Raw genomic sequence first — 13,492 nt, 5'->3', positions numbered from 1 at the left:
GTGGTCGCTTCCACCGCGGTCTACGTCTGCGAATGCGTCCACAGCACCGCAGGGGTTGGAGAGCGAGCCGGTCGTTCGACCATCGCCCATGCCGGAAGTCGCACGCCACGCCCTGGATGAGACCTATCGGTGTCGACCGCGTCGAACCTCGTCGCTCCACCCGACCTTGTTGGGTCCCGATGTCATCGGGTCATCGGAGAATGCGATCGGGCTCTGGCCGCGGCCCATGCTGGTGGTGACGTCGAACTCCAGCCAGTCCCCTCGCGCCACGCATGCGTGAGGGATCACCACCCGCACGGTATCGGCGCGATAGTTGACCTCACCCTTGGGGATGCAGTCGATCTCACCCGTCCCCATGGTCGTGACATCGAACCAGCCATTGCGGTAGCCGCGATCGAACTCGGCGAAGAGCACGCGCGACCTGGCGTAGTCAGAGCGGAACCAGACGGTGAGCGAGGTCTGGTCGCGGTTGGCCACGAGGTTCACGTACTCGACCCTCAGAACCACCTGGCGAATCCCGTTGCGCACCTCGAACGTGCGGATGTCCACATTGCGCGTCACCTCTGCTCGAGACCAGTGGAACAGGTCGGGGGACTTCCACACGTCGCCGACCTCGTCGTCGATGACACTCGGCTCAGCCGACGCTGGCAGTGCCGGGACGGCGCCGAGCGCCACGACCGCCAGAAGGACGACAAGCGTCAGGCGCATCACGAGCTCACCCTATTGCCGAGCCGGCCGTGGCCGGGCCCTGCTCGTCGCCACGACAACGCACCCGAGGAACAATCTGCACGGCGCTGTCGATTCGCTGCCCTCTCGTCCGTCATCGTGGTGAGGTCGCACGAGCGGCCCACCACACCCAGGGAAGAGAGCCCGATGAGTCGCTACCTCGTACTGCTGCCCGCACCCGAGGCGGAGTGGGCGCAGTTGCCCGCGTCCGAGCACGAGAAGGGGATGCGGTCGCACGGTCAGTTCCAGCAGGACCTGGCGGCAGGCGGTCACCGACTGATCGCGGTCAGTCCGCTCGAGCCGTCGGCGCAGGCGACGTCCATGCGCCCCGACGGGCAGGGCGGCGCCGCGGTCACCGACGGCCCGTTCACCGAGTCGGTCGAGCAGATCGTCGGCTTCTACCTCGTCGAGAGCGACGACGAGGCCGACCTGCGTGCGGCCTGCGAGCGCTTCGCAGCCCGCGGCGAGCACATCGAGCTCCGGCGCCTGGCCCAGTGATGACACAGTGAAGAAGGAGCACAAGATGACCGACTACGTGGTGCTGATCGTCGGCGACGACGACCGCTGGTGGACGACGATGAGCGCGCAGGAGCGCAAGGACGCCTACGCCGAGTACAACCGCTTCGCCGAGGAGCTCGGCCGGCGCGGCCACAAGATCAAGGACGGCGCCGAGCTCCACACCCGCAAGGAGGCCCGGTCGATCCAGCCGCACAGCACCGTGGTGACCGACGGACCGTTCGCGGAGACCGCCGAGCACGTCGGGGGTTTCTTCCTGGTGGAGAGCGACGACCTCGACGACCTCCTGGACTGCTGCAAGATCATCGCCGCCGTCGGCGACGGCATCGAGGTGCGGCGCACGGTCGACCCGGCCGAACGCCCGTCGTGAGGTACGTCGTCCTGGTCGCCTACGAGCCCGGCGAGTGGGAGTCGGCCTCGGAGGAGGTGCGACAGGAGTACTTCGCGGCGCACCACGCCTTCGAGGAGTACGTCGACACGCACGGCCGCCGGATCGGCTCGGCAGCCCTGGCGGGCGCCGACACGGCGACCACGATCCGGCACACCGACGGCGCGGCGACCGTCACCGACGGGCCCTTCGTCGAGTCCGTGGAGCAGGTCGGCGGCTACTACGACGTCGAGCTGCCGAGCCTGGACGCCGCGATCGAGGCGGGTCGGCTGCTGCCGACGTCCTACGCCGTCGAGATCCGGCCGACGGTGACCGTCGATGGGTACGACGGGACGTGACCGAATCCGCCGCGCTCCTCCTGGAGACGGTCGTGCGCGAGGAGTGGGGCCGACTGACGGCCCTACTCCTCGCGCAGTACCGCCGCCTCGACCTGGTCGAGGACGCCCTCGGCGACGCCGTCGAGGCCGCCGCACGCAGGTGGCGCGCGGACGGCGCCCCCGACAACCCGGCGGCGTGGCTGCTCACCACGGCTCGGCGTCGCGTCGTCGACCGGCTCCGGGCGGAGTCGATGGCACACCGGCGGGCACCGCTGCTCGTCACCGAGGCCGAGCGCCGGCAGGACCGGCAGGCAGCCATGGCCGACCCCGGAGGCCTCGTCGAGGACGACCTCCTCCGCCTGGTCCTCCTGTGCACCCATCCCGCGCTCGCACCGGAGGCGGCGAGCGCGCTGGCGCTGCGCCTCGTGCTCGGCGTCAGCACCCACGACATCGGCCGGCTCTTCCTGGTCGGCGAGCCGACCGTGGCGGCGCGGATCACCCGTGCCAAGAAGAAGATCGTCGCCGCCGGCATCCCGTTCGCGATCCCTGCCGCCGACGTGCTCCCCGACCGCCTCGACACGGTCGCCCAAACGGCGTACCTCGCCTTCACGGCCGGCTACGCCCCGGGCAGCGGTCCGGACCTGCTGCGGGCCGACCTCGCCGGCGAGGCGATCCGGCTGGCCCGGGTCGTCGCCCGACTGTGCCCGGACGAGCCTGCTCCCCGGGCGCTGCTCGCCCTGACGCTGCTGCAGCACTCGCGCCGGGACGCGCGCGTCGGCGAGGACGGGCGGCTGGTGCCGCTCGCCGAGCAGGACCGGCGCCGCTGGCGGCACGACGAGATCGACGAGGCGCTCAGCCTGCTCGCCTCCCCCGTCCTCGCGGGGCCACTCACCCCGGCGGCCGCCTCGTACGTGGTCCAGGCACGCATCGCCGCCGAGCACGCGGTCACCGCGACGCCCGACGAGACCCGGTGGGACCGCATCGTGGAGCAGTACGACGTCCTGCTCCGGGTCGCACCCTCCCCCAGCGCCCGCCTGGCGCGGGCGGTGGCCGTCGCCGAGGCGTCCGGGCCGGCGGCCGGGCTCGCGGCCCTGGACGGGGTCGAGGTCCCCGGCAGCCACCGGGTCGCCGCCGTGCGGGCGGAGCTGTTGTCGCGCCGCGGCGAGGCCGGGGCGGCATGGGAGGCCTACGACGAGGCGATCGCGGCGTGCGGCAACGAGGTGGAGCGGTCGTACCTGCTCCAGCGGCGCGAGGCGCTCGGGGTGGCCGGGCAGGGGTCCTAGAGGTCGAACCCGCCGAAGACGTCGCCGATCCCGTCACCGATCGAGCCGATGCCGTCCCCGATGCCGTCGCCCAGGCCCCCGATGCCGTCACCCAGCGCGTCGAAGCCGGACCCGAGGGCGTCGAAGCCGCCGAAGCCGCCGAAGAGCAGCCCGGCGAACATCCAGTCCATCGGGGAGAACGCGCCGAAGTAGCCCGAGGCGTACGGCGCGTACGCGCGCCCGCCCTGCCAGTAGGGCACGCGCTGGGAGCCGACCATGACCATCCGCGCGTCGGGCTCGGCCCCCGCGCGGACCCGCTCCACGTCGAGCGCACAGGCCGGCACGTCGCGGGTCGTGCCGCCCGGCGGGGTCCACGGGACGTCGGCGACCGAGAGGCCGTGACGCGGGTCGAAGAAGCACGGCGGGCGGCGCTGCGGCAGGGGCTCCCCGGCGACCCGGGCACGGACACAGGTGATCGCGTAGCGGCCGTCCTCGAGGATCTCGGTCACGTGCCGCACGTCGTCCGCGCGGGTCATGGCGTCCGCTGCCGTCTTGGCCGCCTCGTAGGCGTCCAGCGCACGCTGGTAGTCGGCCCGGGTCCCGGCGTCCAGCTCCCGCCCGGCGAGGTCGAGGTCGAGGTCCTGCAGCTCCTCGCCCAGAGCGGTGATGTCCTCCTCGGCCAGCCGCTGCACGGGCGCCAGCTCCGCGATCTGGCGGTCGAGCTCGCGCTGCTGCGCACGTCGCCGCGACACGACCACCACGACGACGATCGCCGCGAGCACGAGCAGGAGCACCAGGAGGGTTCCCATGCGGCCAGCCTACGAACGCCCACCAACCGCGACGGGCCGCTCGCGTCAGGCGTGCTGAACGGCGGCCTCGCTGTCGGAGTCCTCGGCGGTCAGCGGCTTGGCCAGGCTCTCCAGGGACTGGCCCTCGGCCTTGACCCCGAGGAACGCCTCGACGATGCCGGCGCCGATCATCAGCGCCGCGCCGATGAAGTAGCCGATCGCGATCCCGGTGATGTCACCGCTGGCCGAGGCCTTGTCGATGAGGTAGCCGAAGAGCAGCGGCCCGCTGATGCCGCCGGCCGCGGTGCCGATCGCGTAGAAGAACGCGATGCAGAGCGCCCGGGTCTCCATCGGGAAGACCTCGCTCGCGGTGAGGTACGCCGCGCTGGCCCCCGCGGAGGCGAAGAAGAAGATGATGACGCCCATCAGGGTCAGCGAGAACGCCGTGACGCTCCCGAGGAACAGGCCCGTGACCCCGAGCAGCACACCGGACAGGACGTAGGTGAAGGTGATCATCCTGACCCGGCCGATCCGGTCGAACAGCGGACCGAGCAGCAGCGCGCCGGCGAAGTTGCTGGCCGCGAAGATCGCGAGGTACCAGCCGGTCTGCTTCACCCCCAGGAACGTGGTCAGGGTGTCGCCGTAGGTGAAGAAGAAGGCGTTGTAGAGGAACGCCTGCCCGACGAAGAGCGAGAAGCACAGCACGGTGCGCTTGGGGTACATCGTGAAGACGGTCTTGGCGATGAGCGTGAGCGGGATCGTCTTGCGCTGCCGGATCGTGATCGTCTCCGACGTCTGCTCCAGGTCCCGCCCGGTCTCGTCGGCGACGGTGTGCTCGATGTCGGTGACGATCTCCTCCGCCTCGGTCTCACGACCGTGGATGAACAGCCACCGCGGGCTCTCCGGCACGTGCCGACGCACGAGCAGCACGCCGAGCGCCAGGATCGCGCCGAGCGCGAAGGCCAGCCGCCAGCCCCACTCGGGGTTGATGACGGTGGGGTCCAGGAGCGGGATGGTGAGCAGCGACCCCAGGGCGGCGCCGACCCAGAACGAGCCGTTGATCGAGACGTCGACCCGGCCCCGGTACTTCGCCGGGATCAGCTCGTCGATGGCCGAGTTGATCGCGGCGTACTCGCCGCCGATGCCCATGCCGGTCACGAAGCGGGCGGCGAAGTACCACAGCGGCGTCATGGAGAACGCCGTCAGCACGGTCGCGAACGCATAGACGCCGAGCGTGATGAGGAAGAGCTTCTTGCGGCCGAACCGGTCGGTCAGCTGCCCGAAGAACAGGGCGCCGAGGCAGGCGCCCGCGACGTAGATGGCTCCGGCCATGCCGATGTCGGAGCTGCTCATGCCCAGACCCGTCGTCGGGTCCTTCAGCGCGTCGGACATCGAGCCGACGATCGTGACCTCGAGCCCGTCGAGGATCCAGACCGTGCCGAGCCCGATGACGACCATCCAGTGCCACCGGGCCCACGGCAGGCGGTCGAGCCGGGCCGGGATGTCGGTGGTGATGCGTCCTGTCTCAACTCCCATGACGGGGCTCGTACCCCGCCGTGACGCTCGCCACTCCTCAACGAGTGGGGGCGATCGGGAGTTCCGTGGGCTGCCCCGCCGTCAGCGCGTCGACCGGGTCAGCGCACCGAGTAGTCGCGGAACCCGCGCTTGGTCTTGCGGCCGAGGTAGCCCGCGGTGACCAGGTGCTCGAGCAGCGGCGCCGGCGCGAAGCCGGGCTCGCGGAACTCCAGGTAGAGCTCGCGCTGGATGGCCAGCGACACGTCGTTGCCGACCACGTCGAGCAGCTCGAAGGGTCCCATCGGGAGCGCACAGCCCTGCTTCATCGCCGTGTCGATGTCGTCGGCCGTGGCGTAGTGCGCCTCGAGCATCTTCACCGCGTCGTTGAGGTAGGGGAACAGCAGCGCGTTGACGATGAAGCCGGCCCGGTCGCCGCAGGAGACCGCGACCTTCCCGACCCGGTCGCACAGCGCGAGCGTGGTCTCCGTGACGTCGTCGGCGGTGACCACGGTGGACACGACCTCGACCAGCTTCATGACCGGCGCCGGGTTGAAGAAGTGCATCCCGATGACGTCCTGCGGCCGGGAGGTCGCCTGCGCACACGAGATGATCGGCAGGCTCGACGTGGTGGTGGCGAGGATGGCTCCGGGCTTGCAGATGTCGTCGAGGTTCTCGAAGAGGGTGGTCTTGATCGCCAGGTCCTCCGCGATCGCCTCGACCACGAGGTCGACGTCCTTGAGGTCGTCGAGCGAGACCGAGCCGGTCATCCGCCCGAGGACCTCGGCCTTGGCCTCCTCGGTGGCGCGGCCCCGCTGGATCTGCTTGTCGAAGTTGCGGGTGACCGCCGCGACCACGCCGTCGACCTTCTCCTGGCTGCGACCGACGAAGAGCACGTCGTACCCGGCCTTGGCGAACACCTCGACGATGCCACTGGCCATGGTGCCGGTGCCCACGACGCCGACCGTGCGGATGTCGTGCTTGAGCTCCGGCTTGTCGTCGGCCGACGGGGTCTGCTCGTCGGGGACGACGACCGGGCTGTCGGGAGCCTCGTAGGTGTAGAAGCCGCGGCCGGTCTTGCGGCCCAGCCACCCCGCGGTGACCATCTGCTTGAGGATCGGTGCGGGTGCGTGGAGCCGGTCGCGGCCCTGGCGGTACATCGTCTCGAGGATCTCGTACGCCGTGTCGAGGCCGATCAGATCGAGCAGCGCGAGCGGACCCATCGGGTAGCCGCAGCCGTAGCGCATCGCGGCGTCGATGTCCTCGCGGCTGGCGTAGCGCGCCTCGTACATCGAGACCGCGTGGTTGAGGTAGCCGAAGAGCAGCGTGTTGGCGATGAAGCCGGCCTTGTCGCCGCAGACCACCGGGTTCTTGCCGATCGCGGCGACCAGCGCCTCGACGTCGGCGAGCACCTGTCCCTCGGTGACGACCGTCCGGACGATCTCGACCAGGTCCTGCACCGGCGCCGGGTTGAAGAAGTGGATGCCGATGACGCGCCCCGGCCGGGAGTTGGCCGTGGAGATCTCGGTGACCGAGAGGCTGGAGGTGTTGGTGGCCAGGACGGTCTCCGGCGAGACGATCCCGTCCAGCTCGCGGAAGATCCCCTTCTTGATGTCCAGGGACTCGACGATCGCCTCGACCACCAGGTCGCACGAGGCGAGGTCCTTCAGCTCGGTGCTGAACGAGATCCGACCGAGCAGCCCGGCCTGCTCCTCCTCGGTCATCTTGCCGCGCTTGACGGCGCGGGCCGTTGAGTGCTCGAGGTGCTGACGGCCGCGGGTGAGGCCGTCCTCGTCCTTCTCCACCCCGACGACGGCGTACCCCTCGCGGGCGAACACCTCGGCGATGCCGGCCCCCATGGTGCCGAGGCCGATGACCCCGATGGTGGAGAAGGTGCGCGCGGCAGGAGCAGGAGACGTCGTCATGGGGCGCATGCTCCCACGCCGACGGGGGGCGTGGCAGTGGCGCAGTTCACTCGCCGGTAACTTCGTGGGCGCCGACGCGAGTCTGCGGGCGCGGGCGTCCGCGCGGAGCGTGGGCCAGGGTAGATTCCTCGCCCGTGAGACTCGTCGTCGCCAGGTGCCAGGTCGACTACGCGGGGCGGCTCACCGCGCACCTGCCGATGGCCACGCGTGTCCTCATGATCAAGGCCGACGGCTCGGTGCTCGTGCACTCCGACGGCGGCTCCTACAAGCCGCTGAACTGGATGTCGCCGCCGTGCACCTTCCGGGAGGGCACGACCGACGACGGCCAGGTGGAGTGGACCGTCACCAACCCCAAGAGCGACGACACCCTGCGCATCCTCATCGAGGAGATCCTCCACGAGTCGAGCCACGACCTCGGCCTGGACCCCGGGCTGCAGAAGGACGGGGTCGAGAAGCACCTGCAGGAGCTGCTCGCCGAGCACCCCGCGACCCTCGCCCCCGGGCTCACCCTGGTGCGCCGCGAGTTCCCGACCGCGATCGGGCCGGTCGACCTCATGTGCCGTGACTCCGACGGGCAGTCCGTCGCCGTCGAGATCAAGCGGCGGGGCGAGATCGACGGCGTGGAGCAGCTCACCCGCTACCTCGAGCTGCTCAACCGCGACCCGCTGCTCTCGCCGGTGCGGGGGATCTTCGCGGCGCAGGAGATCAAGCCCCAGGCGCGCGTCCTGGCCACCGACCGCGGCATCGCCTGCGCGGTCGTCGACTATGACGCCCTGCGCGGGCTCGACGACCCGAGCCACCGGCTCTTCTGATCGGTCCTCCACAGCCCGGACCTCCGTCCTGGGCCGCAGGACCCAGCGGACGTACGGTGGTCGGTGTGAGCGACCAGGGCCTCAACCGGCGGGTGACCCGGCTGGAGAACGACACGGAGTCTCTCTACGACCTCCTCACCGAGGTCAGGAGCACTCAGGACGAGCACACCGGACGCCTCGACCAGGTCGATACCCGCCTCGAGCAGGTCGATGCCCGCCTCGACCGCATCGACACCACCCTCACCGAACACACGGCGACCCTCGGCGAGATCCTCCGCCGACTGCCCGAGCCGTCCTGAAACCAGTCGCGCGGCGGGGGTTCCGGGCAGCACCATGACCCGGGTGCGCGTGAACTACTTCGACACCGACGTCGCGGCGACGTACGACGAGGGCTCGGTCGAGATGTTCGACCCCGCCGTGCTGGGGCCGACCGTCGAGCTGCTGGCCGACCTCGCGGCCGGGCGTCCGGCCCTGGAGCTGGCCGTCGGCACCGGTCGCGTCGCGATCCCGCTGGCCGCCCACGGGGTGTCGGTGCACGGCATCGAGCTGTCGCAGGCGATGGTCGACCGGTTGCGGGCGAAGCCCGGCGGCGACGCGGTGACCGTCACCGTCGGCGACATGGTCGACACGCGGGTGCCGGGCGAGTTCGGTCTCGTCTACCTCGTCTTCAACACGATCGGCAACGTCACCACCCAGGACGACCAGGTGGCCGTGTTCGAGAATGCCGCCGCGCACCTGGTGCCCGGCGGCTGCTTCGTCGTCGAGAAGAGCCTGCCGATCCTGCGCAGGCTGCCCGGCGACGAGCGGTTCGCCGTGTTCGACCACACCGAGGAGCACGTCGGGATCGACGAGTACGACACGGCGACCCAGCTCATGTGGTCGCACCACTACTCCTCCGACGACGGCGGCGCGACGTACCACCGCACCAGCGTGCCGTTCCGCTACGCCTGGCCCGCGGAGCTCGACCTGATGGCGCGGATCGCGGGGCTGCGGCTGCGCGACCGGTGGGCCGACTGGGACCGGTCGGAGTTCACCTCCTCGTCGACCAAGCACGTGTCGGTGTGGGAGAAGATCGGCCCGTGAGGATCTTCCACATCGCCACGGCCGCCGACTGGGCGGCGGCACAGGCCTCCGGTGCCTACACGACCTCGACCCGCGGGGTCAGCCTCGAGCAGGAGGGCTACATCCACGCGAGCCGGGCCGACCAGTGGGAGACCGTCCGCGCTGCGTTCTACGCCGACGTCACCGAGCCGCTCGTGCTGCTCGAGATCGACACCGACCTGCTCGGCGTACCCGTCGTCGAGGAGCCGCCGGGACCGGACGTCACCGAGACCTTCCCGCACGTCTACGGCCCGATCCCACCGCGCGCGGTCGTGGGGGTCGTGGCTCTCTGAGGGTCGGTCCCGCCCGTCGCAGGGTCGCCGCTAGTCGCGCTCCACAAGCGACACCACCTCGTCGGCGACGCCCCAGCTCAACGTGAACCCGGCGCCGCCGTGGCCGTAGCAGTGCACGACGTCCCCGACCCGCTCGAGGCGCACGGCCGGCCGCACGGGGCGGAGCCCGACCTTCTGCCGGAGCACCCGTGCCCCGGCCAGCGCCGGGACCAGCGCGGTCGCCCGGCGCAGGATGTCCTCGGTGTGCTCGGGCGACACCGTCCGGCTCCACTCCCCCTCGACGTCGACACTGCCGAGCAGCACGTCGTGCTCGCGGGGCACCACGTAGGTCGAGCCGGCCTCGTCGAGCCACCACTGCTCGATCCCCGGCTGCTCGACGTGGACCACCTGGCCGCGCACCGGGACCACCGTGCGGTCCGCGCCCAGCAGCCGGGCGCCGAGACCGGAGCAGTTGACGACCAGGCCGTCGGGCGGGAGCCCGCCGAGGTTGAGCCGGGTGATCGTGCCACCGGACTCCTCGACACGGGCGGCGAGCCAGTCGAGGTAGACCGCCGGGTCGGCGACCGGCGTCGAGAAGCGCCACCCCTCGGTCCAGCCCGCGGGCACCTCCTGGGTGCGCTCCAGCGTCGGCGCGGCCGCCACCCACCACGGCTCGGGCGCCGTCCCGGCGAACACCTGCGTGCCGGTCACCATCCGCACCCCGGACTCCGGCGAGCCCCCGAACTCCGGCGGCGAGGCGAGCGCGTCGAGGACGGCGTACGTCGTGGCCGCCCAGGACGTGACCCGCTCCCGCGGCAGCGCGCGGTAGGGGTACCAGAAGCCGGCCGCCACGGCGGACGTCGTCTCCCGGGGCAGGTCGCGGGCCACCACGTCGACGCGGTGCCCGGCCTCGAGCAGCCGGACGGCGCAGGTCAGTCCCACGACCCCTGCGCCGACGACGATCACCCGCTGCGACATGGGTGCAGTCTGCCGGGTGGGGCGACTCCGGCGATGGACGCCGGGCTAGACGCCGGCCTGACGCGGCGCGGTCGGGTCCGCGGTGCCTGCGCCCTGCTCGCGGGCGACGTACTCCTCGATGTCCTCGATGTCGTCGCGGTTGCGGGTGGTGACGGCCAGCAGGTCGGTCATCGTGGCGACCTCCTCGACCTGCTCCTTGATGAACCACTGCATGAACTGCTCGGAGGCGAAGTCGTTCTCCTCCCGCGCGATCCGCAGCAGCCCGTTGATCTGTTCGGTCACCCGCCGCTCGTGCTCGACGGCGAGCTCCACCGGCGCCACCACGTCGGCGAAGGTGGCGACCGGGGCGGCCACCGCGGGGAGCACGACCTCGGCGTCGGTGTCGAGGAGGTACTGCACCATCATCAGCGCGTGCCCGCGCTCCTCGAGCGCCTGCTCGTAGAAGAACGCCGCCATCCGCGGCATCGTCAGCGCGTCGTAGTGGATCGCGCACGCGAGGTACTGGTTGTGCGCGGCGAGCTCGTTGCCGATCTGGACGTTGAGCTGCTGGACGAAGCGGGGTGCAGCCACGGGAGCTCTCCTCGAGGTCGTCGGGTCAGGCGGCCTTGGCGAGCCTCTTCTTGGTGACCTTCTTGCCGTCGACCCGGACCAGCTCGCGCTTCTTGACCGTATACCCCTCGGGCAGTCGCCCGTCCTTGAGCATCCGGATCGGGCACCGGCCGCACCGCGACTTGGACTCGCAGCACTTGCGCTTGGGCAGCACTACTGCCTTCGAGCGCTTGGCCTTCTTCGAGCTGCCCACACCGAGAGGGTACCAGGAAGTTAGGCAAGGCTCACCTGAACCGGTGGGACCAGCGGTCAGTCGAGGTCGTGCGCCTTCCGGATGACGTCGACGATGCCACCCATGATCTCGGTCAGCCCGAAGTCCTTGGGCGTGTAGACGGCGGCGACGCCGAGCTCGGTCAGCCGTCGCGCGTCGGCGCTCGGGATGATCCCGCCGACCACGACCGGCACGTCAGCCAGCCCGGCCTCGCGCAGGCCGTCGAGCACGGCCGGCACCAGCTCCATGTGCGACCCGGAGAGGATCGAGAGCCCGACGCAGTGCACGTCCTCGGCCACCGCGGCCGCGACGATCTGCTCGGGGGTGAGCCGGATGCCCTGGTAGACGACCTCGAAGCCGGCGTCCCGAGCCCGCACCGCGACCTGCTCCGCGCCGTTGCTGTGCCCGTCGAGCCCCGGCTTGCCGACCAGCAGCCGCAGCCGACCGCCCGGCCCGCCCAGCTCCTCCCCGGTCTGCTTCACCCGGGCCCGTACGGCGGCCAGCTCCTCGCCCGCCGGGCCCGCCTCGGTCGCCACGCCCACGGCGCCACTGACGCCGGTGGGCCCGCGGTACTCGCCGAACACCTCGCGCAGCGTGCCGGCCCACTCCCCCGTGGTCGCCCCGGCCCGCGCGGCGGCGAGCGTGGGCAGCATCAGGTTCTGGTCGGTCTTGGCGGCCTCCGCCAGGGCGCTCAGTGCCTCGGCGACCTCCGCGTCGTCGCGCTGCTGCTTCCAGGCGGCCAGGCTCTCCAGCGCCGCCTGCTCCGCCGCGGGGTCGGCGGTCTGGATCGCGGCGTCCAGGTCGGAGGTCAGGGGCGACGGCTCCGTCGTCTCGAACCTGTTGACGCCCACGACCACCTCGGCGCCCGACTCGATCCGGGCCCGGCGGGCGGCGTGGGAGGAGACCAGCTCCTGCTTCATGTACTCGACCGCGGCGATCGCGCCGCCCATCGCCTGGACCCGGTCGATCTCGGCGCGGGCGCCCTCGACCAGCTCCGCCACCTTGGCCGCGATGACGTGCGAGCCGTCGAAGATGTCGTCGTACTCCAGCAGGTCGGACTCGAAGGCGAGCACCTGCTGCAGCCGCAGCGACCACTGCTGGTCCCACGGTCGCGGCAGGCCCAGCGCCTCGTTCCAGGCGGGCAGCTGCACCGCACGGGCCCGGGCGTCCTTCGACAGCGTGACGCCGAGCATCTCCAGCACGATGCGCTGGACGTTGTTCTCCGGCTGTGCCTCGGTCAGGCCGAGCGAGTTGACCTGCACGCCGTAGCGGAAGCGGCGCATCTTCGGGTCCTGCACGCCATAGCGCTCGCGGGTGATCTCGTCCCACAGCTGCACGAAGGCCCGCATCTTGCAGGTCTCCTCGACGAACCGCACGCCGGCGTTGACGAAGAAGGAGATCCGGCCGACGACCCTCTCGAAGTCCTCGGCGTCGACCTGCCCGGCGTCGCGCACCGCGTCGAGCACGGCGATCGCGGTGCACAGCGCGTAGGCGAGCTCCTGGGTGGGCGTCGCCCCGGCCTCCTGCAGGTGGTAGCTGCAGATGTTGATCGGGTTCCACTTCGGGATCTGGTGGACCGTGTAGGAGATGACGTCGGCGATCAGCCGCATCGAGTGCTCGGGCGGGAACGCGTAGGTCCCCCGCGACAGGTACTCCTTGATGATGTCGTTCTGGGTGGTGCCGGCCAGCTGTGCGGCAACCTCCTCGGCCGAGGCGCCGGGGTTCTGCTCCTCGGCCACCACCTGGTAGAGCGCGAGCAGCCACATCGCGGTGGCGTTGATCGTCATCGAGGTGTTCATCTCCACCAGCGGGATGTCCTCGAAGAGCCGCCGCATCTCGCCCAGGTGCGGGACCGGCACGCCGACCTTGCCGACCTCGCCGCGCGCGAGCGGGGAGTCCGGGTCGTAGCCGGTCTGCGTCGGGAGGTCGAACGCCACCGAGAGGCCGGTCTGGCCCTTGGCCAGGTTGGTCCGGTAGAGCGCGTTGGAGGCGGCGGCCGTCGAGTGGCCGGCGTACGTGCGCATCACCCAGGGGCGGTCCTTCACGGGCCGGCCCGTCTCGTGCTCGGTCATGGG

16 protein-coding genes are annotated in these 13,492 nt (G+C 71.1%); 8 read left to right on the top strand and 8 right to left on the bottom strand.

All coding sequences use genetic code 11. The features are described 5' to 3' along the window. Positions 1-123: 123 nt before the first annotated feature. Entirely contained in the window at positions 124-711 is a 588-nt protein-coding gene (locus tag ACILRH_RS09325; protein ID WP_395692652.1) for a hypothetical protein, read from the bottom strand. A 162-nt stretch (positions 712-873) separates the two neighbouring features. On the opposite strand from ACILRH_RS09325, the gene ACILRH_RS09320 reads away from it, so the two are divergent. The 4 genes from ACILRH_RS09320 to ACILRH_RS09305 are packed head-to-tail and all read left to right on the top strand — an operon-like array spanning position 874 to position 3,230. Next, the gene (locus ACILRH_RS09320; protein ID WP_395692650.1) at positions 874-1,224 is read left to right on the top strand and encodes a YciI family protein; all 351 of its coding nucleotides are present in this window, start codon (positions 874-876) and stop codon (positions 1,222-1,224) included. Between the two features lie 25 nt (positions 1,225-1,249). Continuing rightward, positions 1,250-1,612, top strand: coding sequence for a YciI family protein (locus tag ACILRH_RS09315; protein WP_395692648.1), 363 nt, complete (start codon positions 1,250-1,252; stop codon positions 1,610-1,612). After that, on the top strand, positions 1,609-1,968 hold the full coding sequence (locus ACILRH_RS09310) for a YciI family protein (RefSeq protein WP_395692647.1): 360 nt from the start codon (positions 1,609-1,611) through the stop codon (positions 1,966-1,968). The genes ACILRH_RS09315 and ACILRH_RS09310 overlap by 4 nt, the downstream gene beginning before the upstream one ends. Next, the gene (locus tag ACILRH_RS09305; protein ID WP_395692645.1) at positions 1,965-3,230 is read left to right on the top strand and encodes an RNA polymerase sigma factor; all 1,266 of its coding nucleotides are present in this window, start codon (positions 1,965-1,967) and stop codon (positions 3,228-3,230) included. The genes ACILRH_RS09310 and ACILRH_RS09305 overlap by 4 nt, the downstream gene beginning before the upstream one ends. Here ACILRH_RS09305 and ACILRH_RS09300 read toward each other — a convergent pair. The 3 genes from ACILRH_RS09300 to ACILRH_RS09290 all read right to left on the bottom strand — a co-directional run bounded on the left by ACILRH_RS09300 (position 3,227) and on the right by ACILRH_RS09290 (position 7,434). Beyond that, positions 3,227-4,018, bottom strand: coding sequence for a hypothetical protein (locus ACILRH_RS09300; RefSeq protein ID WP_395692643.1), 792 nt, complete (start codon positions 4,016-4,018; stop codon positions 3,227-3,229). The two genes, ACILRH_RS09305 and ACILRH_RS09300, sit on opposite strands and share 4 nt — an antisense overlap. 45 nt (positions 4,019-4,063) lie before the next feature. Next, positions 4,064-5,533 carry an MFS transporter gene (locus ACILRH_RS09295; RefSeq protein ID WP_395692641.1) on the bottom strand — a complete coding sequence of 490 codons (1,470 nt, stop codon included), beginning with the start codon at positions 5,531-5,533 and terminating at the stop codon, positions 4,064-4,066. A gap of 98 nt (positions 5,534-5,631) precedes the next feature. After that, positions 5,632-7,434: a 3-hydroxyacyl-CoA dehydrogenase family protein gene (locus ACILRH_RS09290; RefSeq protein WP_395692639.1), complete on the bottom strand. Its 1,803-nt coding sequence runs from the start codon at positions 7,432-7,434 to the stop codon at positions 5,632-5,634. A 134-nt stretch (positions 7,435-7,568) separates the two neighbouring features. Here ACILRH_RS09290 and nucS point away from each other — a divergent pair, with 134 nt between their 5' ends. From nucS to ACILRH_RS09270, 4 genes are all read left to right on the top strand, one after another. Continuing rightward, a complete protein-coding gene (gene nucS / locus ACILRH_RS09285) occupies positions 7,569-8,246 on the top strand; it encodes an endonuclease NucS (protein ID WP_395692638.1) in 678 nt (225 codons plus the stop codon). Positions 8,247-8,311: 65 nt separating this feature from the next. After that, positions 8,312-8,545 carry a hypothetical protein gene (locus ACILRH_RS09280; RefSeq protein WP_395692637.1) on the top strand — a complete coding sequence of 78 codons (234 nt, stop codon included), beginning with the start codon at positions 8,312-8,314 and terminating at the stop codon, positions 8,543-8,545. A gap of 34 nt (positions 8,546-8,579) precedes the next feature. Beyond that, the gene (locus ACILRH_RS09275; protein ID WP_395692635.1) at positions 8,580-9,329 is read left to right on the top strand and encodes a class I SAM-dependent DNA methyltransferase; all 750 of its coding nucleotides are present in this window, start codon (positions 8,580-8,582) and stop codon (positions 9,327-9,329) included. Next, complete coding sequence (locus ACILRH_RS09270; RefSeq protein WP_395692633.1) at positions 9,326-9,640, top strand: DUF952 domain-containing protein; 315 nt, start codon at positions 9,326-9,328, stop codon at positions 9,638-9,640. Before ACILRH_RS09275 ends, ACILRH_RS09270 begins: the two co-directional genes overlap by 4 nt. A gap of 30 nt (positions 9,641-9,670) precedes the next feature. Here the strand turns inward: ACILRH_RS09270 and ACILRH_RS09265 are convergent, their stop codons facing one another. From ACILRH_RS09265 to ACILRH_RS09250, 4 genes are read right to left on the bottom strand one after another with little or no spacing between them, the layout of a single operon-like run. Beyond that, entirely contained in the window at positions 9,671-10,597 is a 927-nt protein-coding gene (locus ACILRH_RS09265) for an FAD-dependent oxidoreductase (RefSeq protein ID WP_395692631.1), read from the bottom strand. 45 nt (positions 10,598-10,642) lie between these two features. Continuing rightward, a complete protein-coding gene (locus tag ACILRH_RS09260) occupies positions 10,643-11,167 on the bottom strand; it encodes a ferritin (RefSeq protein ID WP_395692630.1) in 525 nt (174 codons plus the stop codon). Positions 11,168-11,192: 25 nt separating this feature from the next. Next, on the bottom strand, positions 11,193-11,399 hold the full coding sequence (locus tag ACILRH_RS09255) for a hypothetical protein (RefSeq protein ID WP_395692628.1): 207 nt from the start codon (positions 11,397-11,399) through the stop codon (positions 11,193-11,195). Positions 11,400-11,455: 56 nt separating this feature from the next. Beyond that, positions 11,456-13,489: a protein meaA gene (locus ACILRH_RS09250; RefSeq protein WP_395692626.1), complete on the bottom strand. Its 2,034-nt coding sequence runs from the start codon at positions 13,487-13,489 to the stop codon at positions 11,456-11,458. Positions 13,490-13,492: the final 3 nt, after the last annotated feature.

Origin of the sequence: Nocardioides sp., assembly GCF_044226765.1 — a bacterium.
In the GTDB taxonomy this organism is placed as follows: Bacteria; Actinomycetota; Actinomycetes; order Propionibacteriales; family Nocardioidaceae; genus Nocardioides.
The sequence above is the reverse complement of the archived record's forward strand: the minus strand, read 5'-3'. Positions and strand labels throughout refer to the sequence as shown.

Bases quoted from the DNA above. Each gene is read 5' to 3' on its own strand.
- ACILRH_RS09290 (WP_395692639.1), bottom strand. From the start codon at position 7,434: ATGACGACGTCTCCTGCTCCTGCCGCGCGCACCTTCTCCACCATCGGG.
- ACILRH_RS09300 (WP_395692643.1), bottom strand. From the start codon at position 4,018: ATGGGAACCCTCCTGGTGCTCCTGCTCGTGCTCGCGGCGATCGTCGTC.
- ACILRH_RS09265 (WP_395692631.1), bottom strand. From the start codon at position 10,597: ATGTCGCAGCGGGTGATCGTCGTCGGCGCAGGGGTCGTGGGACTGACC.
- ACILRH_RS09320 (WP_395692650.1), top strand. From the start codon at position 874: ATGAGTCGCTACCTCGTACTGCTGCCCGCACCCGAGGCGGAGTGGGCG.
- ACILRH_RS09250 (WP_395692626.1), bottom strand. From the start codon at position 13,489: ATGACCGAGCACGAGACGGGCCGGCCCGTGAAGGACCGCCCCTGGGTG.
- ACILRH_RS09275 (WP_395692635.1), top strand. From the start codon at position 8,580: ATGACCCGGGTGCGCGTGAACTACTTCGACACCGACGTCGCGGCGACG.
- ACILRH_RS09295 (WP_395692641.1), bottom strand. From the start codon at position 5,533: ATGGGAGTTGAGACAGGACGCATCACCACCGACATCCCGGCCCGGCTC.
- ACILRH_RS09315 (WP_395692648.1), top strand. From the start codon at position 1,250: ATGACCGACTACGTGGTGCTGATCGTCGGCGACGACGACCGCTGGTGG.